Source organism: Streptomyces sp. NPDC005281 (genome assembly GCF_040607495.1).
Classification (GTDB): Bacteria; Actinomycetota; Actinomycetes; order Streptomycetales; family Streptomycetaceae; genus Streptomyces.
The window spans coordinates 1-24,579 of the sequence record NZ_JBEXGX010000021.1 but is presented as its reverse complement, the minus strand read 5'-3'; the positions used below and the strand labels follow the sequence as shown (position 1 = coordinate 24,579).

The window sequence follows — 24,579 nt, the reverse complement described above, 5'->3', positions numbered from 1 at the left end:
CCTGGCCGGGGCCGGTCCTGGCCGGGGCCGGGCCTGGCCGGGGCCGGGCCTGGCCGGGGCCGGGCCGAAGCCGCCTCACGGCGAGGGAACCGGGCGCCTGCCTCGAGGCCGCGTCAGCTCGCCGGTGTCCTGGGTACGAGCAGGTCGTGGCACTGCTCGATTCGGCCCGCGGTATCGAAGCGGAGCTCCGCGACCAGCGACCAGGCCGCTCCTTGGGCACGGGCGGTCACGCGCAGGGCGACGGCGTCGTTGTCGGCGACGACGCCCTCGACCCGCAGCCCCAGCCCCAGTCCGTCGGGCAGCGTGCCCCCGCCCGTTTCGGCGGCGCCCGCCCAGTGGCGGGTGAGGCAGTTGACCTCGCCCCGGTTGCCCGCCGCGACCAGCGCGAGGACGAGTTCCCTGTTGCGCTCGCGCAGGCTGCGCGCGGCGAGGAGTTCATGCAGCGCCCCGCTGAGGGGCTCGGTCAGCGTCAGCGTCATGACGAGAGGCCCTTCCTGATGGTCCGTCGTCCCTACGGCCACACGGCCGGCCCGGAAATCATGGCCGTCCGTGCTGGAGCGGGGACGGAGGACGGGTGGACCCCGGTGAGGCGGCAGGACCCGGCCCGCCACGGCCACGGGGGCCAGGGGTCCATGGGGTTGCCGGACGGCCGGATCGCCGGACCGCCATCGGGTCCGGCGATCCGGCCGTCCGGCGGTCCGACGCTTGTCGTCGGCCCTCGGTACTGGTGGGCTCGCGTATTCAACCGTCGCCAGTTCTCGGATGGGGCGGCCGACGGGTGACCGTGTGTGATCGCGGGAGGCGTGCAGCTCGCAGGCGAGCTTCAGCCTTCTCCTACTCGGAGCTCAGCCCGTCCGTCCCGGCGCACCGATCATCGCGACGACGAGCTCTCAGCCTGATCACCGACCTCCCTGCAATGGAACTACATCCCTGCCGCCTGCCGGTTCGGCATTCAGTGATGCAGATCACTCGGCTCGTCCGTCACAGGCGCGAGGTGGGCTGCATCCCGTGTCTGAGCTGATTCCAAAACAGGAGGCACACATGAGGGTCGTTGTGGTGGGCGCCGGCTACGCGGGGACGATCGCGGCGAATCGGCTGGCCAAGAAGGTGAAGGCAGCGGAGATTACGGTGATCAACCCCCGTCCGGACTTCGTCGAGCGGGTGCGGCTGCACGAGCAGATCGCCGGGACCGGTGCCGCGACGACCCCGCTGACGTCGATGCTGCGCGAAGGGGTCGCAACGCGGTTGGACACCGTCGACAAGATCAGCGACGGAGAGGTCGCTCTCGGCGACGGGTCGAGTCTCGATTTCGCCTACCTGTTCCTTGCGGTGGGCAGCACGGTCGCACCGCTGCCGGGCACCGTCCCGGTGGGTACCTGGGAGGGCGCGGAGCGGGCACGGGCTGCCCTGGCCGGGCTGCCCGGCGGGAGGACGGTCACCGTCATCGGCGGCGGGCTGACGGGCATCGAGACGGCAGCCGAAGTCGCCTTCGGCCGACCCGACCTCCACGTGCGGATCGTGGGACGAACGATCGCCGCGAGCCTGTCGGCGGGGGCGCAGAAGCGTGTGCGCACCGGCCTGGACCGCTTGAACGTGGAGGTCGTGGAGGACTCCGTCGCGCAGATCGACCCCGGCGCCGGGGAGGGAGGAGGCGACACGGTGCGTCTCCACTCGCGCCTGCAGTTCACCTCCGACCTCACGCTGTGGGCGATGATCGGGGGCGTGCCCGACCTGGCCGCCCGCAGTGGGCTGGAGGTGGATGCCGACGGCCGTGCGGTGGTCGACGAGCATCTGCGCAGCGTGACCGACCCGCGGATCTTCGTCGTCGGTGACTGCGCGGCGGTTCCCGGTGCGCGGGCGGCCTGTGCGACGGCCATGCCTCAAGGCGCGCACGCAGCGGATACGCTGGCGCGGATGATCGAAGGCCGTAAGCCCAAGCCCTACTCCATGGGATACACCGGGCAGGCGCTGAGCCTGGGCCGGCGCGACGGGCTGCTGCAGGTCGGCCGCAGGGACGACACCGTGTGGCGGCTGTTCTTCGCCGGGCGCACTGCGGCCATGGGCAAGGAACGAGTCTGCCGCTACGCGAAGTTCGGCGCCCGCACCGCCACCTACGCCTGGCTGCGGGGCCCGAAGTGACCGAACAGCCGGACCCCGCGGACGAGTTCACCGCGCACAGGGCCCTGCTGTTCTCGATCGCCTACGAGATCCTCGGATCGGTGGCCGACGCCGAAGACGTCCTGCAGGACAGTTACCTGCGGTGGCGGTCGGTGAGCCACACCTCGGTGGAGAACGCGCGGGCCTATCTCGCGCAGGTCGTCACCCGGCAGTCGCTCGGCGTACTGCGGTCGGCCGTCCGTCGTCGGGAGCGGTACGTGGGGCCGTGGCTGCCCGAGCCGCTGGTGACCGACGTTGTCGGCGACGGACCCGACGGCATCGACCATGTGCTCACCGGGGAGGCCGTGACCACCGCGATGCTGCTGGTACTGGAGGCCCTTACCCCAGCCCAGCGCGCGGTGTTCGTGTTGCGCGAGGTGTTCGCCTTCGACTACCCGGAGATCGCCGCCGCGGTGGGCAAGTCCGAGGCCGCGGTGCGGCAGCTGAACCAGCGCGCCCGCAACAGTGTGCGCGCGAAACGGCACACTGCGGTCGCCACCCCTGCGGAGGCACAGCCGATTGCCGAACGGTTTCTGACGGCGGCCGCTACCGGCGACGTCCAAGGTCTGATGGACCTGCTCGCACCCGACGTGGTGTTCCTGGCCGACGGCGGCGGGGTCGTGAACGCGGTGCGGCGCCCCGTGGTCGGGCCCGACAAGGTGGCCAGGCTACTCCTCGGCCTCCTGGCCAAGGGCGCCCGCATGGGCGAACTCGACATCCGCATCGGCACCTACAACGGGATGCACTCCGTCGCGGTGCTCATCGACGGCGTACTCGATCAGGTGACCTCGGTCGAGGTTCGCGGCAGTGCCGTGACGGCCGTCTACTGCGTCCGCAACCCGGAGAAGCTCACCGCCGTCAAGATCTGAACCGCCCGTCTTCCAAGGGGTGTGACCCGTGAACAGGACGACGTCCGTCGCGCCCGCGGCCAGCGCTGCCCGGCTCGCCTCAACCGTAACGGCGCCCGCGTAGCCGCGGCCCCGGAGGTGGGCCGGGGTGTAGACGGGGTCGATCCGGACCATGCCGCCGATGACCGACGTCGCGGCCGCCATCGAGGTGGGGGTGCCGTCCGCGGTCTCCCAGAACGTGAAGTGCCGGTCGCCGAAACGCGAGTGGTCCCAGGAACCGGCGTCGATCAAGTCGATGGAGGACTGCTCCCCGACGTCGACGCAGAACTCACGGCACCAGCGCACGACGTGTTCGCGGTCTGTCCCGCCCGTGAGACGGCCCCGGCCCTCCGGGCGCGGCTGCGGCGGGGTAAGTGTGCCGAGAGGGTAGAGATGCGTCTGCCAGAAGAGTGCTGGGGCCGCGCCCGTCTGCCGCTGCCAGGAATCGGCGAATGCGGTGGCGGTGTCGTGGTCCGCGATGACGTTGGCGGGCGAGTGGCCGAGGACCGCCAGATGGGCGGCGAGGACGTCGGTCTGCTCGGCAGAGAGGGGGGTGAGGCCCAGGCGGCCGCGCGAAGTGAGATAGAAGACCGCGTGGACCTCGCCTCCGGACTCCAGTCGGCCGAAGACGGCGGTGACGGGGCCGTGTGCGTCCGGCCTGCGTATCCGCAGTTTCTCGATGTCCGTCAGCGGCGTGTTGTGTAGGGCGGGGCGCGAGCGCAGGAAGTCCCCGGCTCGGGCGAGGAAGTCGTCAACGTCTTGGGTGAGGTGCCAGTCATGCGGAAGCATGCTTCATGATCCCGGATCTCCTCGACTCGGGGAGCACTGCTCAATGCCTTTCAGCGGTCGTCGGTCAGGCGACGGCTGGCTGAACCGTCAAGGTTCCTTCGGCGGTGTCGATCGTGGCCTGAGTGCCAAGCGGGATGGTCGGAGGGTGGAGGCCGTGTCCGGCAGGGAGTCCGCCGAGGACAGGAACACCCAGGCGCGTCAGCCGGTCGCGCAGTACGTCGGCGATGCCCCATCCCCCCAGGGTCGGATCATCGGCATCCTGATCGAAGCCGAGGAACTGACCAAGTGCGACACCGCACAGCCCCTCCAGGGCCCCAGTACGGGTCAGCTGGGTCAGTGCGCGGTCGACCTCTCCCAGCCCTGTACCTCTCTGGTGTTCGAGAAAGAGGATCGCCCCCTCAAGGCTCGGCAGACCGGCTCCGGCCTCGGTGCGGATCGCGTCAAGGTTGCCGCCGACCAAGACACCGGTCGCGGTGCCCTCGACGGTGACCGCCGCGCCGGCTTGGTTGGTGTCCCGGTGGATGATGACGGGGTCGGTGGTCATCAGCGCGCGGCGAAGGGCTTCGGCCGACGCCGGCCCGCACCATTCGTCGCTCCAGTTGACGAACGGGCCATGCAGCGAGGCCAGACCGCATCGCGCCCACAGGGCAAGGTGGAGGTGGGTGATGTCGCTGAAGCCGACCAAGGGTTTTGGGTCGCGCCGTAGGGCGTCGATGTCCAGGTTGTCGACGATGCGGTAGGCGCCTTTGCCGCCCCGGGTGGCAATCACCGCGCGGACTCCCGGGTCACCGAACGCGGAGTTCAGGTCGAAGACGCGATCCTCGTCTCGGCCAGCCATGTACCCCCATTGGTCGAAGACGTGCTCGCCCAACTCGACCCGAAGCCCCCATGACGTCAGTAGCTCGACGCCACGGGCGACTCCCTCGCGGCTGGGTGGACTGGCTGGAGAGACGATCCGCACCCGATCCCCGGGCCGTAACCGCGGCGATTGCAGGGTCTGATGACTGTCGCAGTTGTCCATACCGGGATCTTCCTACACCCGCCGAGCCGAAGGTGAGCCGTCTACATCAATCACTCACCGTCAACGCAGCCAGGCAGCCGTCAGCGAATACGCGACACCTGAACATGCGAGCTCACCGGTCCCGAGGGCCTTGTCCGGGAGGTCAGGCGAGCGCCTGCAACCGGGTCAGCGTCGCCCACAGGGCCCCGGGTGTGGCGAAGGTTTCCAGGGAGAGGACATCGTCCACGAAGTGCACCCCGTAGGCGCCCTCCAGCGAGCCCAGCAGCTCCACCGCGCCCAGTGAGTCCAGACCCGCGAGCCTGAGGTCCGTGTCGGCCTCCAGCGGTTCACCGGCGTCGAGGAACGGCAGGTACTCACGCAGCAGTACCTCGAACTTCTTGTCCCAAGCCATGCTGACCTCATCCTTTGTGTGTCGTCGGCTCGTCGGCTCGTCGGTCATGGGTTCGTCGAAGGAAGCACCGTCCGTGGGCGAAAGGGACCGCCGGTGTCCGGGAAGGGCGGGCGGACGCGGGCCGGGCGGCGCCGGCCCTCACGCCGCGAACAGGTCGAACGTCGAGCCGTGGCGTGGTCCCGCCAGCATGTCCAGCTGCGGGTCCACGGCCAGCATGGCCTGGTGCATGCGCTGCAACTGCGGGGAGGGTTCCACGCCCAACTCGTCGATGAGCCGGATGCGCAGCCTGCGGTAGACCTCCAGCGCCGTGGCCTGCCGGCCCGAGCGGTACATCGCCACCATCGCCTGGGAGTGCAGTCCCTCGTGGTGCGGGTGGCGGGCGGTCAGCTCGGTCAGTTCGGCGATCAGCTGCGCGTGGCGGCCCAGCCGCAGATCGGCGTCGATGCGCCGTTCGACGGTGACCAGCCGGCTCTCCCGCAGCCGCAGCACCTCGATCTCCAGGACGGGGCCGAGTCTCACGTCGACCAGCGGTGCGCCGGTCCACAAATCCAGTGCCGTGCGAAACCGTGCCGCGGACACCTCGTCGTCGCCTTCCACGAACGCGGTCTGTCCCTGGCGGATCAGTTCCTCGTAGGCGTGGACGTCGACACAGCTCTTGTCGATCTGCAGCAGGTATCCGCCGTGCCGTGTGGCGAGAATGTCCTTCGCGCCGGCCGGTGCGCCCGGGCCCATGGCCGTGCCCAGGCGTCTGCGCAGTTGCAGTATGTATGTCTGAAGGGTCGTCAGTGCGCTCGCCGGAGGCTCGGTTCCCCAGAGTTCCTCCATGAGCGTGGGAACAGGCATGACCCGTCCCGGATAGAGCGCCAGCAGCGACAGGATCTGTCGCGGCTTGCCCGCCGTCGGAACGATGGATCCCCCGTTGACCTCGGCACTCAACGGACCCAGAACCTGAATCTCCATGGTGGCCTCCCCACCTCGTCGAGTCCCTTGTCCAGTTCCTTGTGTGGCCGGAAATCTCCGCCGCTAGGCACGCTAGCCGTGTCCGTGCCCCCCGAGCGTTTTCCTGTAGCGGTCCTCCAGCGGTGCTCCACGTGGGGTGGTGCGCCGCCCGCGCGCGGTACTCGAAACACCCGTACGCAGACCGGAACAGACTCCGAAAGCCGGCTCCGGAACCGGTTTTCGAAAGCCGGTTTCCGGAGTCGGCTTCCGGCCCCCTGGGGGTGTGGGTGGTCCTGGTGCTTGCGGCCCCTGGGGGTGTGGGTGGGCCTGGTCAGAGCGGTGTGGTGCTGCCTTCGAAAGCGCGGTCGTGCGGTGCTCCCACGGGCTCGGGCAGGGTGATGGTGTGCGGTGCGGTGCGGTCCCAGGGGAATCCCTGGTGCAGTTCCAGGTGCGGGGCCCGGTTCTCGTCCGCGGGCAGGGCCACCGCGGCCAGGACGTCGGGTACCGGTTCCAGTTCCAGAAAACGCCAGCGTCCGGCCGGGTCGTCGGCGGGCGGCTGGAAGGCGAGGACTCCCCGGTCGTCGTCCAGGGTGAAGGCGAACTCGTCGAAGGGCAGCCCGAGTCCCAGTCCGCGGGCCTTGGAGTAGGCCTCCTTCAGGGTCCACAGTCTCAGGACCCGGCGGTCGCGGCGGCGTCCGGGGGGTGCTTTGGCCGCCCAGCGCTGTTCCTGGGGGGTGAAGGTGGTCAGGATGGTCTCCAGGGCGCCCGCCTCCCGGTCCAGGCGCTCGACGTCGACTCCTACGCGCTGGGTGCGCACGATGCCGAGCAGGCTGTAGCCGCCTGCGTGGGAGAGGTTGAAGTCGAGATGGCCGCCGCCTCTGGGCAGGCCGCCGGGAAGCGGCTGCAGGAAGGGCCGCCCGCGTGAGGAGCGCCAGATGACCAGTTCGGCCTCGGCGAGGCCGGCCTCCAGGGCGAGTGCGCGGCGGACCAGGGTGTGGGCGACGAGGTATTGCCGGCGGTCGCGTTCGAAGAGGAACCGGGCCGCGGTCTGGTTCTCGCGTTCATCGAGCCAGTGCGAGGCCAGGATGGCGGCGACGGCGGGCGGGAGTGCGTCGTTGTGGCACAGCCACAGCTTCACCGGGGGCACCCTCTCGTGGTGCGGGGCGGGCCCGGTGGCGGGCGGCTGCGGTGCGGTGATGGTCATCTTTCTTTCAGTCCGTCTCGGTTCGCCGTCCCGCTGCGGACGGAAGCGAGGTGGCGGCGCGGGGGCCGCCGGGGCCGAAGCAGGCGCGAAGCCGCTGGTGCTCCGCAGGTGGCGGCGCCGTTCAGGCCGGACGCTCGGCCAGGAGCGCGGCGGCCTCGTCGACACCGATCCGGTCGCCGCGCACCGCGTCGAGGAGCGCGAGCACCTCCTGCCGCGACAGCGAGGAACGCGTCCGCGCCGCGGAGCCGGCCGGCCGCCCGGACCCGGGTCCCGCGGCCGGTGCGGCACCGGGAAGGTCCGGGGCCGCGGGGGCCGCACCGGCCGGCGTGTCGCCGGGGATGTCCGGGGCCATGGCCGGTGTGTCGGCGCGGGTGTCCGGGGCCGCAGAGGCCGCGGCCGGCGGGTCTCCGAGGGTGTCCGGGAACACGGCCGGTGTGGTGGCGGGGGTTGGTGTGTCCCGGGTGCGGGAGGCGATGTAGGCGGCCATCGCGGCGAGACCGGGGTGTTCGTGGACGGTGACGGGACGTTCGCTCAGGCCGTAGGCGCGGTTGACGCCGGCGGCGAAGTCCGCCGCCAGGATGGAGTCGATGCCCAGCTCCGCGAACGCGGCGCCGCCGTCGATCTCCCACGGGTCGCAGTGCAGGATCCGGGCCAGCTGGTGGCGCAGCACCTGCAGCACCGCGGCCGCGGCGCCGGGGTCCTGGACCACGGGGGCGTCGTCCGCGCCCCCGCGCAGGGCCGCCAGGCGGCGGGCGAGGAGGGCGGGGGTGGCGTACTCGTAGAGGTCCGCGCCGGCGATCCGGACGCCGAAGTGCCGGTCGATGGCCGAGACGAACTCGACCGTGAGCAGGGAGTCCAGGCCAAGAACGGGGAAGGGCTGCTCGGGGTCGACCCGGTCGGGGTCGGCGTGCACGACCGCGGCCAGCACGGCGGTGAGCTCGGCAAGGACGTCTGCGTGGCCATCGGACGCTGCCGTCGGCTCGCTGGTCATCAGGTCGTCCCTTCGTGGATGCCCCGGCCTTCGAACAGCCGGGCAGGGGTGGAGTGTTCCCAGGGTGTTCCCCGGCTTGCGGGGGGGGTGGTGGTGGAGCGAGGCTGCTGTGCGGCGGGACGGGACTGTTCACGTCGCCGCGGGAGCCGGGGGTGTTGGCCCGGCTCCCGCGGCGACGGCCCAGACTCCCGCGCCGCCGCAGGAGCGTTGCGACGTTGCGACTTTGGGGCCTTGGGGCCTTGGGGCCTTGGGGCCTTGGGACCTTGGCCCGGTTACCGGCCGAGGCCTGGGCACCCGCGCCGCCGCAAGAACCTTGTGGCGTTGGGGCGTTGGGGCGTTGGGTGGCTAGCGGCCGACGGTCTGGGCTGCGGCGTCCGGGTGGTGCACGGCCCGGGCGGCACGGGCCGGGGCCGGCGGGATCTCGGGTGCGGCCGTCAGGATCGTGTGCTGGAGCAGGCGCAGCCGCGGGGAGGGTTCCAGGCCCAGGTCGCGGCCGAGAGTGGTGCGCAGGTGCGTGTAGGCGCTCAGTGCCTCGCCGCGGCGCCCCGAGCGGTGCAGCGCGATCATGAACTGGGCGTGCAGGTTCTCGTGGGTGCGGTAACGGCTGGTCAGGACCGTGAGTTCGGCGAGGACTTCGCGGTGCCGGCCGAGCCGCAGGTCCGCCTCGATGCGCTGGTCCAGTGCGCACAGCCGGCTCTCCTCCAGGCGCCTGGCCTCCATCGCGAGCTGGGCCCCGGTCACGACGTCCGCGAAGGCGGATCCCGACCACAGGTCCAGGGCGGCGGCCAGGGTGCGCGAGGCGCCGGGGAAGTCGCCGGCGTCCATGGCCCGGTAGCCCGCTCCGGCCAGGCGGTCGAACTCACGGACGTCACTGGTGCCGCCGCCGGTGGCGAGCAGGTACCCGCCCGGCAGGGTGACCAGGACGTCCTTGGCCGTGCGGCGCCCGGGCCCGGCAGCGGGCTGCCGTGCGGCGCCGGGCTCCAGCGCCGCCCCGATCAGCTCGCGCAGCTGCAGCACGTAGGTCTGCAGGGTGGTGCGTGCGCTGCGCGGCGGCCGGCCCGACCACAGTTCCTCGATGAGCGAGGCGACCGGCACCACCCGGTCCGCGTGCACCGCCAGCAGCGCCAGCACCTGGCGGGGCTTGGGCGCCGTCGGGGCGACGGACACCCCGTTCTCCCGCACGTCCAGTGCACCTAATACGTCGATGTCCACGCCGTCTCCCCTGTCCACGTGCACTGCTGACACTCCACCATTAAAAAACAGCACAGGCGGTATGTCAATACGAGACCGATCGTCCTGTTTTTAACAACTCTCCAGCAACGGTGCAGCAGCCTTCGAGAACGGGGCCGCCAGCCTGGCAACTCCCCTGGAAAGACCGCCGTGTTCCCGCCCCGTACACCCGCCCGCAAGCTGGCGTGCACCGCCGGAGAGCAGGGCACAGGCCCCCGGGACCGGACCGAATTCGCCGCCTGCACCCCCCTCAAACAGACCGGAAGGTCTTCTAGTTGGGGGCTGGCGGAGCCGGTTCTACCGTCGGCGGTGCGTCCCGTCGCGGTCGTCTCAGCACCGGCGGCGCACCCCGTCGCGGTCGCCCCACCTCCGGCGGTGGGCGCTCCGTCGTGGTCGCCCCACCACCGGCCGTGCACCCTGCCGCGGTGGCCACGGCGCCGGCCGTACACCCTGTCGCGGCGCGCACCACCGGCGGTACGCACCGCGCCGCGTCGCGGTCGATTCGCCGCCGGGTGGGGTGTTCCGTCGTGGTCGTCTCAGCGCCGGGCGTGCGGTGCGTCGCGGTCGTCGCCGCGCAGCCACCAGCGCGGGCCGCCGGCCGGCCGCGCCGGTGGCTGTCGGGGGGCGGGCCGTCTGTGCAGGGCCAGCAGGACCACGGTCAGCGCGGCCAGTTCCTCCTCGGTCGCGGTGCCGCGCTCGACGCGCAGAGCCGGCTGCCGGCGGTCCGGGTCGCCCATGACGCCTCCTCGTTTGGCGCCACCCTGGGCCACGGCGCTCAAGGACCGCTCTCGGCCCGCTGGACGGCGGCGGTCCCGGCCGGCGTCCAGCGGCCTGCGGCCGCTGTTCAGGCGTCGCGCGCCCGCACCGCCGACAGGGCCCGCGAGAGTGCCCGCGCGCTCTGGGCCGGGCCGCCGAGAGCGGTCATGACCACCACCGGGGCCGGCCCTGTCCGGCGCGCCGCACGGCGGGCGATGTCGTGGGCGACCGGGCCGGCCGGCCCGGCGCCGCACACGGTCAGCCGCCGCCCGTCACCGAGCAGTTCCCCCAGGACGGCGGCCGGCACCTGCCCGCCGGTGAGGGTCAGCGACACGATCCGCTCCGGCCCCCGGTACCCGCGCAGGAACAGGTCGTAGGCGCCGGGGGTGACGCCGGGAACGGTGACCAGGCACACCAGATCCGCCCCCGGCCGCCCGGGGCGCAGCAGCGCCGGCGCCGTCACGGTGTCGTCGCCGGCCGGCGGGGCCGTCATGGCGGGCACCGGCGAGGTGCCCAGCAGGCGCAGGGCGTCGGCGACGGTGAACTGCCCGTCCCGGTGGCCGGGCAGGGCGCGCAGCAGGTGCAGGCACTGCGCGAGGGTGTCGAAGGCGTCGGTGTCGGTGAACTGTGCCCGGTCGTACAGGGCGCCCAGCACGAGGGCGTCCTGGGCGTCGTGGTGCGCGAGGAGGGTGATGGGCAGTGTGGTGGCGCCGGCGGCGCTGCGCGGCGCGCCCGCCCCGATGCCGTGCGCGGCGAGTTCGGCCCGCAGGTTCGCCGGCAGTCGGGGGTGGCTCTCGAAGCGGATGCTCGACTGGGTCAGGCGGGCTCCGGGGGCGCGCCCGCTCCACCGGTGGACCTGCTCGCCGCTGACCCAGGCGTAGGCGCTCAGGTCCAGGGCCGCGTCCCGCACCTGGGCCAGCAGGTCCACCAGCAGGGCGGCCGGGTCCACGGTGACCGTCATCGGCAGCGGGCCGCCCAGCAGTCCGGGGACGGCTGCGGCGGCCCGCAGCGCCATGTCCCGGCCGAAGACGTGCACGCCGAAGGCCACCGGCAGCGGCCCGCCGGTGGCGGCGGCCCGGTAGAGCAGCAGGGCCCACACCACGTGCAGGGCGCTGCTCTCCCCCGCGCCGCGGCCCCCGGCCCAGGCGCGCAGCCGTGCGCTCTGATCCGGCCCGAGCCGGCGCCGGATCCGGCCCGTGCCCGTGCCCTGGCCCTGGCCCTGGCCCTGGCGGGGTGGGCCGCCGGGGCGGGCGGGGCTCAGGGCGGCGCCGGCGGGCGGTGCGGCCGCCGCCCAGAACTCCCGGGCCGCGGCCGGGTCCTGACGGGTCAGCCAGTGGGCGTGGTCGCGGATGTCGGGCCGCCGGTCCGCGCCGGGCAGCACGCCGCCGGCGAGGTAGGAACGGTAGAACTGGCGCACCAGCAGCCGCGCCCCGCGCTCGTCCAGCAGCGCCCGGTGGTAGGTCACCAGCACCCGGGCGGGCGGGGGCGTGCCGCCGGGCTGCGGCGCGCCCTCGAGCAGGGACACCCGCAGCAGGCCCGGCCGGTACGGCTCGAAGCCGCGCTCGAGCTCGCGGCGCAGCAGTTCGTTCCAGCCGACGTCGCTACGCGCATGGAGGGCGACCTCCAGGACCGCGCTGTCGTGCAGCACCAGGCGCGGGGCGCCGGCCCAGTCGAAAGACGCCCGCAGCACCGCCTCCCGCTCGGCCAAGGACTGCCAGGAGGCACTGAACCGGGTACGGTCCAGCGGCCCCGTCCAGTCCCAGTAGATCTGCTCCACGAAACGGCCGGGGCCGCCCGGAGCACCCAACGCCGCCTCCAGCAGCACCCGCTGATGCCCGCTCACCGCGAGCGTGCCCGCACCCGGCGGCGCCAGCAGATCGGCCAGCAGGTCGTCGGTGAGCGACACGCCGGGCCCGGCCGGGCCCAGGGGGGTGAGCCGCAGAAGACACCGGCCAGGACGCCCGGCCCTCGACACCCCGCCCACTGCGCCACCGCCGACCGCGCCGCCCACTGCGCCACCATCGCCCGCACCGTCGCCTGCGCCGTCCGCCGCGCTGTCCACTGCACCGTCCGGTACGTCCACTGCGCCGTCCGGTACGCCGTCGACTGGACCGTCCGGCACGCCGTCCCGGACATCCGCCGCACCGTCCGGCACGTTCGCTGCGCCATCCGCTGCGCCGTCGACGACTGCACCGTCCGCACCGTCCGGAACGTCCACTGCGCCGTCCGGTACGCCGTCGGCTGGACCGTCCGGCACGCAGTCCGCTGCGCTGTCGGCTGCGTCGTCCTGCGGTACGTGCAGTTCGACGTCGTAGGCCCGGTGGTGTCTCGCGATGCGGGCGGCGACCGCCTCGGCGTCCGCGCGGGCCGCTCCGCACAGTTCGAGGACGAGGGGCGCCCCGTCGTGGGTGCCCGGCGGTTCGTGCACGACGGCGAGAACGGCGCCGTCGTGCCGGTGATGACTCCTCATCCACCCCCCGGGATGCCGGACAGCTCTGCCGCAGCAGCCCCGCCGATCACCCCGACCTCCTTTCCGAATCGTTTCTGCACGGCCGGCCGCACGCCCGCCGCCCCCGCCCGCCCGGTGTGCTCATCGCGGTCCGGGACCGCCCTGTCCGGGGAAGCCGAGGACCCGCCCGCCGTACGGCTGCACCAGGGACGGCCCTGTCGGCACGCCCCCCACGGGCGGGGGACACGGCACCTCCGGCCGTGATGACCCCTCCGGCTGCGGTGACCTGTCCGGCCGTGATGGCCCGTCCGGCTGTGGTGGCCCGTCCGGCTGTGGTGGTGCGGCCTGGCGGGGATGTGCCTGGCCCGAGTGATACGCCTGGCTCACCAGGTAGCGTTCATCGACGAGATGGGTGGCAAAGACCCACTCCCGGGCCGTGTCCCCGGTGAGCCGGGCGGTTATGGCCTCGTCCCACTCGAAGCCGATGGCCGGGAACCGGCGCCGCATGCCGTGCCCCAGGGCCTTGGCGTAGGCCTCCTTGAGGGTCCACAGGCGCAGGAAGGCCTGCGTGCGTTCCGCCTCGGGCAGGGCCGCGAGCCGCCGGGCCTCCGCGGCGGTGCACACGTGCTCGCGCAGTGCGTCGAAGGAGATCCGGCGGGCCGTGGGTTCGGCGTCCACGCCGACCACGCCGGCGCGGCTGACGCCGACCACGATCAGCTCGTCGGTGTGCGCGAGACTCACCTGCAGATCCGCGCCCAGGCCGCGCAGCACGGGCCGGCCGCCCGGCAGGGCGGCGAGGTCGAGGCGGCCGGCGGGGACCTGGAGGACGGCGGCGGCCGTGTGCTTGAGCAGTATCCGCGAGACCGCGAGGACCAGCCGTCCCGCCGGTGCCGGATGCCGGCGAAAGCGGGGCCAGTCACGGCCCAGCAGAGTGCGCAGCGCGGGGTCGAGCAGGGCCGGTGTCAGCCACTGGCCCCAGGTGGCGTGCACCACCGCCCGGCCCGTCCGCTCGAACCGCTCCTGGACCTCCTCCCAGGGCCCCTCGGGACCGGGCACATGACACGGCGCCGACAACGCCGGTGCCCGTGCCGGTGCCGGTGCTGGCGCTGGTGCCGGTGGGTGCTCGTGCGGCGCGCCGGCGGTGCTCACCACGACAGCCTCGTCGCGTACAGGTCGCAGTCCACGCCCTGGGCCGCGCGCCGGGCCAGTTCCTCCCAGACACCCGGCCGCGCGTCCGGCAGGCCGGCGGGCAGCGGCAGCCCCAGCCGTACGGTGATCCGCCCGAGCGCCGACAGCGCCCAGCCGGCACCGCCGAGGAAGGAAAGCCGTGCCGCGGCCCCCGCCTCGCGCGCGGCCGTCGTCGCGGCGGCCAGCACCAGCAGGGCCCGGCGGTCCGCCAGGGCACGCGCCGCCGGATCGGCGCTCTCGTGCACGGCGACCACCGCGCACGCGGTACGCAACGCCCGCTCCTCGGTGGCCAGACGGCGACCGAGACGGGCCAGCGCGGCCATGCCGGCCACCTCAGCGGCGCCGGCCGTGATGACCGGGCCGGCCGTACCGACGGTTTCGGCATCGGCGTCGGCCGTGATGGCCATGCCGGCCGTGCCGGCCGTGCCGGTGGCGTCGGCGGCATCGGCCGTGATGGCGGCCGTGCCGGCGGTGTCGGTACCGAACGGCGGCCAGGCGCCGACGGCAGCCGGTGGTGCCGGCGCGGCGGCCCGCACGCTGTCGGTGCCGGCCGCCCCGTAGGCGCCGGCTGCCCTGTCGGTCCCCGTGGCCGTGTAAGCGCGGGCTGCCCCGTCGGTCCCGGTGGCCGTGTGCGTGCCGGCTGTCGTGTCGGTCCTGGTGGTCCGCAGCAGTGCCGCGAGCCGTGTGCCGTCGCGCTGTCCCGGGCCGCCCGCCGTACTGAGCCCTCGTACGATGCGGGCCTGAGCGGCGCCGGTGGCCGCCCGGTCGGCCCCGGTCAACGCCTGGACCCGTACCAGCCGTGCCAGGGCGCGCCGTTCGGGGGTGTGGCCGTCGAAACCGCACTCGTTCAGCACCAGTTCGAGATCGCCGAGCAGTTCGAGGGCGAGCTGTGGCACGAGATACCCGACGACGGCGGCCAGCAACTCCCCGTCCCCGTGCGTCTGTTGCACATCCGCGGGGCCGTCCGTGGCTGCGGGGCCGTCCGTGGCTGCGGGGCCGTCCGTGGCTGCGGGGCCGTCCGTAGCCGGGGCCGGGCAGGCGCGCAGGGCCGCGGCGGTCAGGGCCTCGCAGGCGAGCAGGTCGGCGAAGACGGCGGCCAGGACCGGACGCCACTGCCGGGCGGCGGCGTCGTGGCGGCTCAGGCCGTCCACGATGCGGGCCGTGCCGCGCAGGACGCCGCCCGCCGCCGCGAGCAGTGCCGCCGGGCCCAGTAGTGCGGCTGCCGGGTGCGGCACGGGCGCGTCCGAGAGCGGGCGGATGCTCCAGGCGTGGGCGAGCGCCGGATCCCGGCGAAAGAGCGGGCGCAGGGCACGGGCGAGCTGATCGGCGCCCGCCACGTCCCCCGCGCCGGGCAGCCCGGCGGGAGGGGCGGGCAGCGCGTCGGGCCCCGCGGCCCACACCGCGCGGCGGCCGTAGGGGTTGCCGGGATCGCGGGGGTCGCCGAGCAGCACCTCCAGGCGCGCCGCGTGCCCCTGCGCGCTCCACGGCACCTCGCCGGAACCCGGGGCGGCCCCGGGCACCGAGGCCGCCCCCGCCGCCGGCGGTACCCCGGGTGGCGCAGGTGCCCCGGGTGACGGAAGCATCCCGGGCGCCGGGGCTGTCCGGGGCGCCTGAGGTTCCCCAGGCTCCAAAGGTTCCCCGGGCTCCAAAGGTGCCCCCGGCTCCAGGAGCGCCCCGGTCCCCGGGAGTTCCCCGGGCGCCAGGGGTGTCCCGGACGCCGGAAGCATCCCAGGTGACGAGGGTGTCCCGGGCGCCGGAGGTGCCCCGCGCTCCGGAAGTGTCCCGGACTCCGAGGGTGTCCAGGTCTCCGGGAGTACCCCGGGCGCCGGTGGTGTTCCGGGTGTCTGGGGCCGCCCGGCGTGGCGGTGCGGCCGGGTCGGGGCCATGGCCGGTCTCCTCGTCGTCGTGGCGGCGGTCGCCGAAAGGCGGTTGCGGTTGCCGGGTGGGCTCATCGCAGCCGGCGCAGGGCGCTCTCGGCGTGCCACCGCGCCAGGGTCAACGTTTCCGTGCCGGTGCGTCCCAGCCATTCGCGCACGTGCCGGCGGGCGTCCACGGGCTGGGCGCCGGCGCCCAGGGCGGGCTCGAGGGCGCTCTCGCGGAGCATCACCTGGTGCGTGCGCACGACCCGTACCCCGCGGGCGTCGGGCTCCAGGGACCACTCGCCGTAGTGGGCGGCGAGGAGACCGGGGCCCGCGGTCTGCTGGTGGACGATCCGCCCGGCGGCCGGGAAACACAGCCGGACCACCTCCACGACACTGGTGTCCCCGCTGCCGGGGTCGCTGGTGTGCAGGACGGCCCTCTGCACACCGGGCCGGTCCTCGCCGACCTCGGCGCGCTCGACGTGGGGAACCAGGTCGGCCCAGTCCGCGATGCGGTAGAGGAAGTCGTAGACGATCTCCGGGGATCCCAGGACGTGGACGCTGTCCTCGAAGGAGAGCAGCAGTTCGTCCCAGCGCTCCCACCGCTCGGCCGCCTCGCGCACGGCCGCGAGCTGCTCACGCACCTGCGCCCCGAGCGCGCCGGGGGCCGGTCCGGGGCCGGCCGGGCGTTCCTGGCGCAGGGTCAGCAGGCAGCGGCCGCCGTCCTCGGGTGACACGTTCCAGCTGCCGTGCGTCGGCGGGCCGGGCAGCAGGGGCTCGGTGACTTCGAAGTCGATACGGCGCTCGCCCGGGTGCAGCCTGCGGCGGGCGCGTGCCGAGCGGACCTGGCCCTCGTGCAGGTACCACAGCATCAGGCTGTCCCGGGCGCCGTCGAAATCGACGCGTTCGACGTGGACGAACCAGGGCAGCAGGACCGGCCAGCGGGGGGCGTCGGCGAGCAGACCGTAGACGACGCCCGCGGGAGCCGCGACCGGGACCGTGTGCCGGGCGGAGTGCTGTGGCTGCGACACCATGCGCGCTCTCCTCCTCCAGGTGTGATCAACGCTGCACGGCCGGGGCTGAGCGGTGCTCGATTCCTGGTGGAGAAACAGGGAGCGCCCCGTCCACCGGGCAGACCCGCGACACGGCCCGGACACCATGACCGGGAACCTCGGACGCTTCTCCAGGACCGTGGCGGCCGCGTGCGGCACGGAACTGCGACTGCAGCCGCGGAGTGCTGGGTGCAGGAGGGGCGGGGTACGGGGGGCGGGGGGCGGGGTACGGAGGTGCGGGGTGTGCTTCTTTCTGCCGGTGACCGTACCGACGCCTCCCCGCGGTCCGGCCCGCAAGCGCAAGTTCCGCACCGGCGGCCGGCCGACGTTGCCGGCTACCGGCTGCCGGCCGCCCCGTCACCCGTCACCACCCGCGGGACGGGAGTGCGGGTCAGCCCACGCGGGCCACGGCACCGCTCACCGCGACACCGTTCACGGCGGCACCGTTCACGGCGGGCCGGGCCGGCAGGGGGTCGGGGCCGGACATCAGGATGGAGCGCTGCAGCTTGGCCAGCGCCGGTGAGGGCTCCAGGCCCATGGCGCGCACGAGAGTGGCACGCAGCCGCTGGTAGGCATCGAGCGCCTCACCGCGGCGCCCGGAACGGTACAGGGCGAGCATGTACTGGCCGCACAGACTCTCGTGCATCGGGTACTGACTGATCAGCACGGTCAGTTCGGCAAGCAGTTCACGATGGCGCCCAAGACGCAGATCCGCCTCCACCCGCTGGTCCAGGGCACACAGCCGGCCCTCCTCCAGCCGCTTGGCCTCGGTCCGCAGCTGAGGACCGGTATGGACGTCGGCCAGCGCCGGACCGGTCCACAGCCCAAGAGCCTGACGCAGCAGCCGGGCGGCCAGCCGGTAGTCCTCGCCGTCCATGGCCCGGTACCCGCAACCCGCCAGCCGCTCGAACTCCCGTACGTCACTGACACCGTCACCGCTCTTGAGCAGGTAACCACCCGGCACCGTCAGCAGCACATCCTTGGCCTGCCGACGCCCACCCCCACCACCCCCGGCGCCAACGGCGCCGCTCCCGCCGGCACCCTCGGCGGCAGCAGGACCGGCGCCGGCGGTGGCGTCCTCCAGGGCGGCACGGATGAGTTCGCGCAGCTGCAGGATGTAGGTCTGCAAGGTGGCACGGGCACTGCGCGGGGGCGCGCTGCCCCACAGCTCCTCGGCCAGAACCCCCACCGGCACGACCTGCCCGGCCCGCAGCGCCAGCAGGGCCAGCACCTGACGCGGCTTGGGCGCCGTGGGCGTGATGGACACACCGTTGTGCCGTACGGCGAGTGTGCCGAGTACATCGATGTCCACAGCGTCTCCCCCATGCGTCGGTGCCGTCTGCGGCAGTCCGCTGACCACGTCTGACCACCTCAGTAAAAAACAGCACGGGCGGTATGTCAATGGTGGTGACGCCCCCCCGCCTGCGGTGGACGCGGACTCGAGGCAGCCGCAAGACACACACCTTCATGCGGCGAAAACATGGCGAATCACCCCACGGAAGCCGCCAGGGCAACGCCACAGACCGCCCATCACGAGACCCGCCGACCGGACCTGTCAGACGGTTTCCACCCGCCGCCGCTACGGAGGCACCCGCCCCTCGACGTCTCCAGCCGGCACCGCCGGGTGCGGACGGGTGCCCGTCGGCTTCAGTCGGCACCCGCCGGCGCCGCCGACTGCGGGCGGCACCCACCCGGCGGCTTCAGACGACATCGGCCGACGTGGCCGGCCTCAGCCAACACCCCGTCAGCGCCGCCGACTTCGGGCGCCACCCTCGGCACGGCCGGCTCGGGACGACACCCACCGACAACCACCGGTTTCAGTCGGCACCCGCCGGCCTCGCCGACTACGGACGACACCCCCGTCACCCAGCGGCTCGGACAGCACCCGCCACCCGACGGCCTGGAGGTCACCCGGCGGCTTCGGACGACACCGATCGCCCGGCGGCTTCGACGACTTCGGCCGCCCCCGTCGTCGCCACCGATGCCAGGCGGCCCCGGCCACCCGGCGGCTCGGGCGGCACCCTCGACACCCTCGGCACCTGCCGGCTGAAGCAGACACCTTCGACATCGCCGGCTTCAGCCCGCACCCGTCGGCACCACCGGCTTCGGACGGCACCGCCACTCGGCGGCTTCGGCGGCTTCGGCGGCTTCGGCGGCTTCGGCGGCTTGAGGCAACACCCTTGGCACCCGTCGGTACCGCCAACTTCCGGCGACATCCGGCACCTCGGCGCCGCCGGTTTCACCCAACACCCCGTCGGCACTGTCGGCTCGGGACGGCACCCGCCGGCGTCACCGACTTCGGACAACACCCCATCACTCGGCCGCTCGGACGGCACCCGCCACCCGGCGGCCTCGACGGCTGCATCCTTGGCGCCGCCGGCTTCAGTCGACACCCGTCGGTGCCGCCGGCTTCAGGCGATGTCCGCTGGCGTCACCGGCTTCGGGGGGCACCCGTCGTCACCCGTCGTCACCCGTCGCGCCGGTCGACTCGGGCGGCGCCGGTCGGCTCGGGCGGCACCGGCCGGCGTCCCCGGCTCCGGTCGACACCGCTCCCCCGGCAGGCCCGGGACGGCGCCGGTCACCCGGCGGGTCCGGCTGTTTCGGTCCCGCCCCGCGGGCCGCCGTCACCGTTCGCCTCGCCCGGTTCGAGGAGAACCTGCTGCGGCGAGGCGGCCAGCAGGGGCAGCAGGAAGGCCCAGAACCGTGCGGTCCGTTCGAGCGAGACCCACTCCAGGTCCCAGTCGCCCAGCGTCTCGAAGCCGACCGTCGCGGCGACGACGGCCGCTGCGGCATCCTCGGCCGAGATCCCGCTCGCCAGTTCCCCCTGCGCCTCGGCCTGGGCGACGAGGTCACGCACCCACGCGCACCACCACTGCACGAGCCCGCCGCCTTCCCCCCCGCCCTTGAGGGAGGGATCGCGGCTCAGCTTGAAACCGGCCCGCACCACGGGATCACCGGCAACGGCCGCGAGCAGCCGACAGGTCGCGTCCACAAGAGACTGCAACAGGGTGTCCGCACTGCCGCGGCAGTGCGCCGCCATCCTCCCCACCGAGTCGGCAGCCGCCCACTCCACCTCCCGCGCCAGCGCCTCCTTGCTGGCGAAATGGAAATGCAGGGCACCGGTGCTCACCCCGGCCCGCCTGCTCACCGCGGGCAGACTGGCCAGCGCATAACCGTTGTCGGCGAAGACCTCGGCCGCGGCAACGATGAGGGCCTCACGTGTACGGGCCGCCCGCGCCTGCTTGACCATGTGCACCCTCCCTGCCGACCAACCCATGTCCCACCACCCACCCTAGCAAACCGCACGTCTGGTTGGTTATGGGTGGACGGAACGGCTCCCCGCTTCCCCTCCGTTCACAAACCCCGGCAGACGAGCCGAGAAGCTCCCTGTTCCCCGAGGGATGCCCTTGCGGAGGGGGCGCCGGGTGCGTCCGCCGGCCCCGGACGGAACAAGCCTGCCGGTCGGTTACAGGCCCCACCCCGGTCTAAGGCGACGGTGAAACCGCAGGAAAGACCGGAGCCCGCACCAACCCGCCCGCCACAGGCGACGACAACCGAGTACGGGAGCGTCCCGGAAAACCTTCCGCCAGGTTTGCTTGCGAAGTCCCGGACCGGGCCGATGGACGCGGACCGTGCGTCCGGACCCGAGTCCGGACCTGGGCCTGGGCCCGTGTCTGGGCCCGGGCCGTGCGCCCGGGGCCGTGCCTGCGCGGTCCGGGGTGGGGCCGGCTCAGCCGGCCGCCGGCAGCGGCAGGACTCTCAGACGCCCGGCCTCCTCGATGACACGCAGACCCCGGTCCGGCGCGATGTCCAGGTTGACCAGGGCGGCAGGAGTGGCGATCGCCGGAAGGACGTAACGAAAGAGCGTGGAGGCCCGCTCGGGCAGATCGGCCCAGTCCGCGTAGGCCTCCGAGAGGTACTGGATCCCCAGCCACGCCCCCAGGACGAACTCCGCCGTCTCGTGCGGGTCGATGTGCGGGAGCACCTCACCCTGCTCCTTGCCCTGCGTGATCTTCCCCGTCACGAGCTCGGTCCACGCGGGCCAGGCACTGCCGAACAGCTCCCGCCCCTGCACATCCGCCGACAGCCTGATCCCCGCCATCAGGACCACGTCCTTGGGGATCCGGTGCGCCAGCGTCATGCAGATGTCCACCAACTCCTGCAGCTTCAACTCCCGCGGCACCCAGTGATCGGCCGTGATCTGCGCATCGATGACCCCGCGCGCCAGCGCTTCCTTGGAACCGAAATGGAAATAGAGCGCACCCTTGGTCACCTGCGCCCGCTCCAGGATCTCCGCGATCGTCGCCGCCGCGTAGCCACGCTCGGCGAAAACGGCGGCAGCCGCCTCCACAACAGCGCGCCGGGTCCGTACCGCACGTTCCTGCTGTGCCATGGGACCCTCCACGATGCTCTAAACAAAACCGAACGTGAGGTACCTTACCCCACCCCCGACGTCCTACCCCGGCCGAGAGACGACAATCCGGCCCACCCCACACCCCACCCCACCCGCCACCACCCCCCACAACACCCAACCCCCGACCACCACCACCGGGCGGTCCGCCCCCGTCAGCAGGCGGTCCGCCCCGGTCCACCGCCCGCCCCCCTCACCGCCACCGGGCGGTCCGCCCTGCGTCACCGTCACCGTCACCGTCACCGTCACCGTCACCGGGCGGTCTGCCCCCGGCCTACGGGCGGTGTCACCGTCATCGGGTGACACCGCCCCCGGTGCGGGCGGTGTCACCAGGCGGTCCGTCCTCCGTCCACGGGCAGCGTCGCGCCCGTCACGAAGCTCGCCCCGTCACTGCACAGCCACGCCGCCGCCTGCGCCACCTCCCCCGGCTCCGCCGCCCGCTGCTGCGGCGCCGAACGCAGCGCACGCCGGCCAAGACCGGGAACCCGCAGCCACTCGTCGACCATCTCCGAACGCGTCAGCCCCGGCGCGAGAGCGTTCACCCGTATCCCGCGCCCCGCGTACTCGACCGCGGCCGCCTTCGTCAGACCGATCACCGCATGCTTGGAGGCGATGTAGGGCGCACCCGTGGAGGAGGCGACCAGACCACCGACACTGCTGGTGTTCACGATCGCGCCCCCGCCGCACTCGAGCATCGCGGCGATCTCATGACGCATGCAGTTCCACACCCCGCGCACATTGGTGTCCATCACCACGTCATAGGCGTCGTCCTCCAGCAGATGCAACGGCGACCGCTCCAGCCCCACCCCCGCATTGTTGAACGCCGCATCCAGACGCCCGTACCGCTCCAGCACGAACTCCACCGCCCGCCGCACCTCCTCACCACTGCGCACATCAACCACCCGGCAACTCGCCTCGGCACCCGACCCCTTCAACTCCTCCACCAGAGCCCGCAGCCGCTCCCCACGCCGCGCCGCCAGAACCACCACCGCACCCTGCGCCGCGAACACCCGCGCCGCACCCGCACCGATACCACTACTGGCACCCGTGATCAGCGCCACCTTCCCCGCCAACGGCCCCACCCCCGACCCCGTCACCCCGACACCTCCCCACACCCAACACCCCTACCCGCAGCCGCAGCCGACAACGTGCCGCCCGGGCCCGGGCACGCGTCTGCGCCCACACCCGCGCTCCCGCCCGCACCCACACCTGCGCCGCCCGCGCTCGTACCCGCGTCTGCGAACGAGCCTGCGCCCACACCCGCACCGCTCATGCCCGAGTCCGCGCCCGTGCCTGCACCTACACCCGCACCCGCACCCGCGAACGTGCCGCTCACTCCCGGGCCTGTACCCGCGTCTGCCCCTGCGCCCGTGCCGCTCGCACCGGTGCCCGCGAACACGCCCTCACCCACACCTGCGCCGCTCGCGCTCGTACCCGCGTCGGTGAACGGGCCCGTGCCCGTGCCCGCGTCTGCGAACATGCCTGCGCCCACACCCGCACCGCTCATGCCCGAGTCCGCGAACGTGCCCGCACCCGCACCCGCGAACGTGCCGCTCACGCCCGGGCCTGTACCCGCGTCTGCCCCTGCGCCCGTGCCGCTCGCACCGGTGCCCGCGAACACGCCCTCACCTTTCCCCGCGCCCGCGCCCGCGCCCGCGCCAACACCCGTACCCGCGCATGTTCCTGTGCCTGTGTCTGTGCTCGCTAACGTGGCCGTGGCCGTGGCCGTGAATGTGTTCGTGGGGGTGGGGTTCTTCCTGGCCCAGACGGTGTCGTGTGCGGCCTCGTGGTCCAGGGTGCGCAGGAGTGTCTCGTCGATGTCGCGCAGCCGGTCCACCAGGTGGCGTACTCCCGCCTCGCGCATCGCCTGGCGCTGGAAGCCGTGGCGGAACGGGCTCGGGTGCCCGATGAAGGGCACCCGCAGCGCGCGTGCCCGCTCGGCGAACCTCGCCACGTCGTCGATGAAGAGCACCTGCTGTTCGCCGAGTCCGAAACAGCGGGCGATCTCGGTGATCCCCGGCCTGAAGCCGTCGGTGCACAGGTAGCCGGGCCCGGCGAAACGGGACCGCCAGGACCCCAGATGGGCCTCGAAATGACTCTCCCCCAGCCCGCCGTAGCAGACCACGTCCAGACCCAGCCCCCGCAGCCGGCCCACCAGGGCCTGCGCACCGTCCGTCACCCGCACCGGATGCTCCCGCAGATACCGCTCACGCTCCGCGAAATACACCCCCGCCATCTCCTGCGCCCCCGCCCCCGACCCGACCGCCCCCGCCAGCACCCCCGCGGCGATCCGCCGCGGCTGCGAGAGAACAGCCCGCTCCAACTCCGCGGTGTAGACGACCCCGTGCGCCGCGAGCACCCGGTGGATGACCGGACTGAACGAGTCGTCGAGCAGCACACCGTCGAGATTGACGGCCGCAAGCCTCAAAGTCCCCAACGGGACGCGCATCATGGTCTCCCTGCCGCGAAAGAGGGACACCCGAGCCCGCAATGCCGGTTTTCCCACGTGATGTTCACCCCGCAACAGAGTGAAAGAAAACCGTCAAGCAGGTTTCCACTCGGAGCATCCCCCAGGTTGAGTGGGATTTTTTGCTGCTGCACCGCAAAACGGAGTCAGTTATTCACGTTTCCACCATGAACTTGGTAAAGTCTTTACCTAGTGGTCCCGGCCAACAAAACCGGTAGGTCCGTATCTTATGGAGTCGTCGGACGCGGCTTCAAGACGGGGGTAGTCATGAACCTGATCACCAGCGAAAGCGGCCCAGCAACACACGACCTGCCCCGCCTGACCACCACGGTCCCCAAGGAGTACGTCCACCGCGCCAGCCTCGCCGAGGTCTTCCTCACCTCCTGCACCACCCAGGGCCCCCTCACCTACTCCCTCACCGGCCAGTGGCCCCGCGCCCACCCCTACTTCACCGACCCCCGCACCAAAGGCCACGACCCCCTCCAGGTCGCCGAGACCTTCCGCCAGGCCGGCATGTACCTCGCCCACACCGAACTCGACGTCCCCCTCGGACACCACTTCGTCCTGCGCGCCCTCAGCTACACCACCACCCCCCACGGCCTGACCATCGGACCACGCCCCACCGACTTCCACATCCACGCCCACTGCACCGAACTCGTCCGACGCCGCACCACCATCAACCGCGGCACCCTCGAGATGACCCTCACCCGCGACGGCACACCCGTCGCCCACGGCACCGCCGCCTTCTCCACCATCAACCCCACCGTCTACACCCGCCTACGCGGCAA

At 73.0% G+C, this 24,579-nt stretch carries 20 protein-coding genes and 1 pseudogene; 3 read left to right on the top strand and 18 right to left on the bottom strand.

The window, feature by feature from the left end; all coding sequences use genetic code 11:
- Positions 1-113: 113 nt before the first annotated feature.
- Positions 114-479, bottom strand: coding sequence for a hypothetical protein (locus ABZV42_RS27255; RefSeq protein WP_356053958.1), 366 nt, complete (start codon positions 477-479; stop codon positions 114-116).
- A gap of 562 nt (positions 480-1,041) precedes the next feature.
- Between ABZV42_RS27255 and ABZV42_RS27250 the strand changes: the two genes are divergently transcribed.
- Complete coding sequence (locus ABZV42_RS27250; RefSeq protein ID WP_355985442.1) at positions 1,042-2,139, top strand: FAD-dependent oxidoreductase; 1,098 nt, start codon at positions 1,042-1,044, stop codon at positions 2,137-2,139.
- Positions 2,136-3,026 carry an RNA polymerase sigma-70 factor gene (locus ABZV42_RS27245; RefSeq protein ID WP_356053956.1) on the top strand — a complete coding sequence of 297 codons (891 nt, stop codon included), beginning with the start codon at positions 2,136-2,138 and terminating at the stop codon, positions 3,024-3,026. Before ABZV42_RS27250 ends, ABZV42_RS27245 begins: the two co-directional genes overlap by 4 nt.
- 27 nt (positions 3,027-3,053) lie before the next feature.
- Here the strand turns inward: ABZV42_RS27245 and ABZV42_RS27240 are convergent.
- From ABZV42_RS27240 to ABZV42_RS27160, 17 genes and pseudogenes are all read right to left on the bottom strand, one after another.
- Positions 3,054-3,833, bottom strand: a pseudogene (locus ABZV42_RS27240) (GNAT family N-acetyltransferase); the annotation flags it as partial.
- 64 nt (positions 3,834-3,897) lie between these two features.
- Positions 3,898-4,854, bottom strand: a complete 957-nt coding sequence (locus ABZV42_RS27235; protein ID WP_355985436.1) for an LD-carboxypeptidase — start codon at positions 4,852-4,854, stop codon at positions 3,898-3,900.
- Between the two features lie 142 nt (positions 4,855-4,996).
- A complete protein-coding gene (locus ABZV42_RS27230) occupies positions 4,997-5,245 on the bottom strand; it encodes a phosphopantetheine-binding protein (RefSeq protein WP_355985434.1) in 249 nt (82 codons plus the stop codon).
- A gap of 138 nt (positions 5,246-5,383) precedes the next feature.
- On the bottom strand, positions 5,384-6,205 hold the full coding sequence (locus tag ABZV42_RS27225; protein ID WP_355985431.1) for an AfsR/SARP family transcriptional regulator: 822 nt from the start codon (positions 6,203-6,205) through the stop codon (positions 5,384-5,386).
- 310 nt (positions 6,206-6,515) lie between these two features.
- Complete coding sequence (locus ABZV42_RS27220) at positions 6,516-7,388, bottom strand: 4'-phosphopantetheinyl transferase superfamily protein (protein WP_356053954.1); 873 nt, start codon at positions 7,386-7,388, stop codon at positions 6,516-6,518.
- A gap of 121 nt (positions 7,389-7,509) precedes the next feature.
- Complete coding sequence (locus tag ABZV42_RS27215; protein ID WP_356053952.1) at positions 7,510-8,379, bottom strand: phosphopantetheine-binding protein; 870 nt, start codon at positions 8,377-8,379, stop codon at positions 7,510-7,512.
- A 345-nt stretch (positions 8,380-8,724) separates the two neighbouring features.
- Positions 8,725-9,591, bottom strand: a complete 867-nt coding sequence (locus tag ABZV42_RS27210) for an AfsR/SARP family transcriptional regulator (protein WP_355985542.1) — start codon at positions 9,589-9,591, stop codon at positions 8,725-8,727.
- 554 nt (positions 9,592-10,145) lie between these two features.
- Positions 10,146-10,346: an acyl-CoA carboxylase subunit epsilon gene (locus ABZV42_RS27205; RefSeq protein ID WP_355985425.1), complete on the bottom strand. Its 201-nt coding sequence runs from the start codon at positions 10,344-10,346 to the stop codon at positions 10,146-10,148.
- Between the two features lie 107 nt (positions 10,347-10,453).
- The gene (locus tag ABZV42_RS27200) at positions 10,454-12,835 is read right to left on the bottom strand and encodes a condensation domain-containing protein (RefSeq protein WP_356053950.1); all 2,382 of its coding nucleotides are present in this window, start codon (positions 12,833-12,835) and stop codon (positions 10,454-10,456) included.
- Between the two features lie 120 nt (positions 12,836-12,955).
- Positions 12,956-13,870: a 4'-phosphopantetheinyl transferase superfamily protein gene (locus ABZV42_RS27195; protein WP_356053948.1), complete on the bottom strand. Its 915-nt coding sequence runs from the start codon at positions 13,868-13,870 to the stop codon at positions 12,956-12,958.
- A gap of 89 nt (positions 13,871-13,959) precedes the next feature.
- On the bottom strand, positions 13,960-15,522 hold the full coding sequence (locus tag ABZV42_RS27190) for a hypothetical protein (protein ID WP_356053946.1): 1,563 nt from the start codon (positions 15,520-15,522) through the stop codon (positions 13,960-13,962).
- A gap of 428 nt (positions 15,523-15,950) precedes the next feature.
- Positions 15,951-16,895: an SRPBCC family protein gene (locus ABZV42_RS27185; RefSeq protein WP_355985416.1), complete on the bottom strand. Its 945-nt coding sequence runs from the start codon at positions 16,893-16,895 to the stop codon at positions 15,951-15,953.
- Between the two features lie 409 nt (positions 16,896-17,304).
- The gene (locus ABZV42_RS27180; RefSeq protein ID WP_356053944.1) at positions 17,305-18,225 is read right to left on the bottom strand and encodes an AfsR/SARP family transcriptional regulator; all 921 of its coding nucleotides are present in this window, start codon (positions 18,223-18,225) and stop codon (positions 17,305-17,307) included.
- A 1,266-nt stretch (positions 18,226-19,491) separates the two neighbouring features.
- Positions 19,492-20,163, bottom strand: coding sequence for a ScbR family autoregulator-binding transcription factor (locus tag ABZV42_RS27175; protein WP_355985412.1), 672 nt, complete (start codon positions 20,161-20,163; stop codon positions 19,492-19,494).
- 480 nt (positions 20,164-20,643) lie between these two features.
- On the bottom strand, positions 20,644-21,306 hold the full coding sequence (locus tag ABZV42_RS27170) for a ScbR family autoregulator-binding transcription factor (protein ID WP_355985410.1): 663 nt from the start codon (positions 21,304-21,306) through the stop codon (positions 20,644-20,646).
- Between the two features lie 344 nt (positions 21,307-21,650).
- The gene (locus ABZV42_RS27165; RefSeq protein ID WP_356053942.1) at positions 21,651-22,385 is read right to left on the bottom strand and encodes a glucose 1-dehydrogenase; all 735 of its coding nucleotides are present in this window, start codon (positions 22,383-22,385) and stop codon (positions 21,651-21,653) included.
- Between the two features lie 32 nt (positions 22,386-22,417).
- The gene (locus tag ABZV42_RS27160; protein ID WP_356053940.1) at positions 22,418-23,773 is read right to left on the bottom strand and encodes a hypothetical protein; all 1,356 of its coding nucleotides are present in this window, start codon (positions 23,771-23,773) and stop codon (positions 22,418-22,420) included.
- Between the two features lie 285 nt (positions 23,774-24,058).
- On the opposite strand from ABZV42_RS27160, the gene ABZV42_RS27155 reads away from it, so the two are divergent.
- Positions 24,059-24,579: AfsA-related hotdog domain-containing protein (locus tag ABZV42_RS27155; protein ID WP_356053938.1), on the top strand; the 521-nt coding region annotated here is incomplete at its 3' end.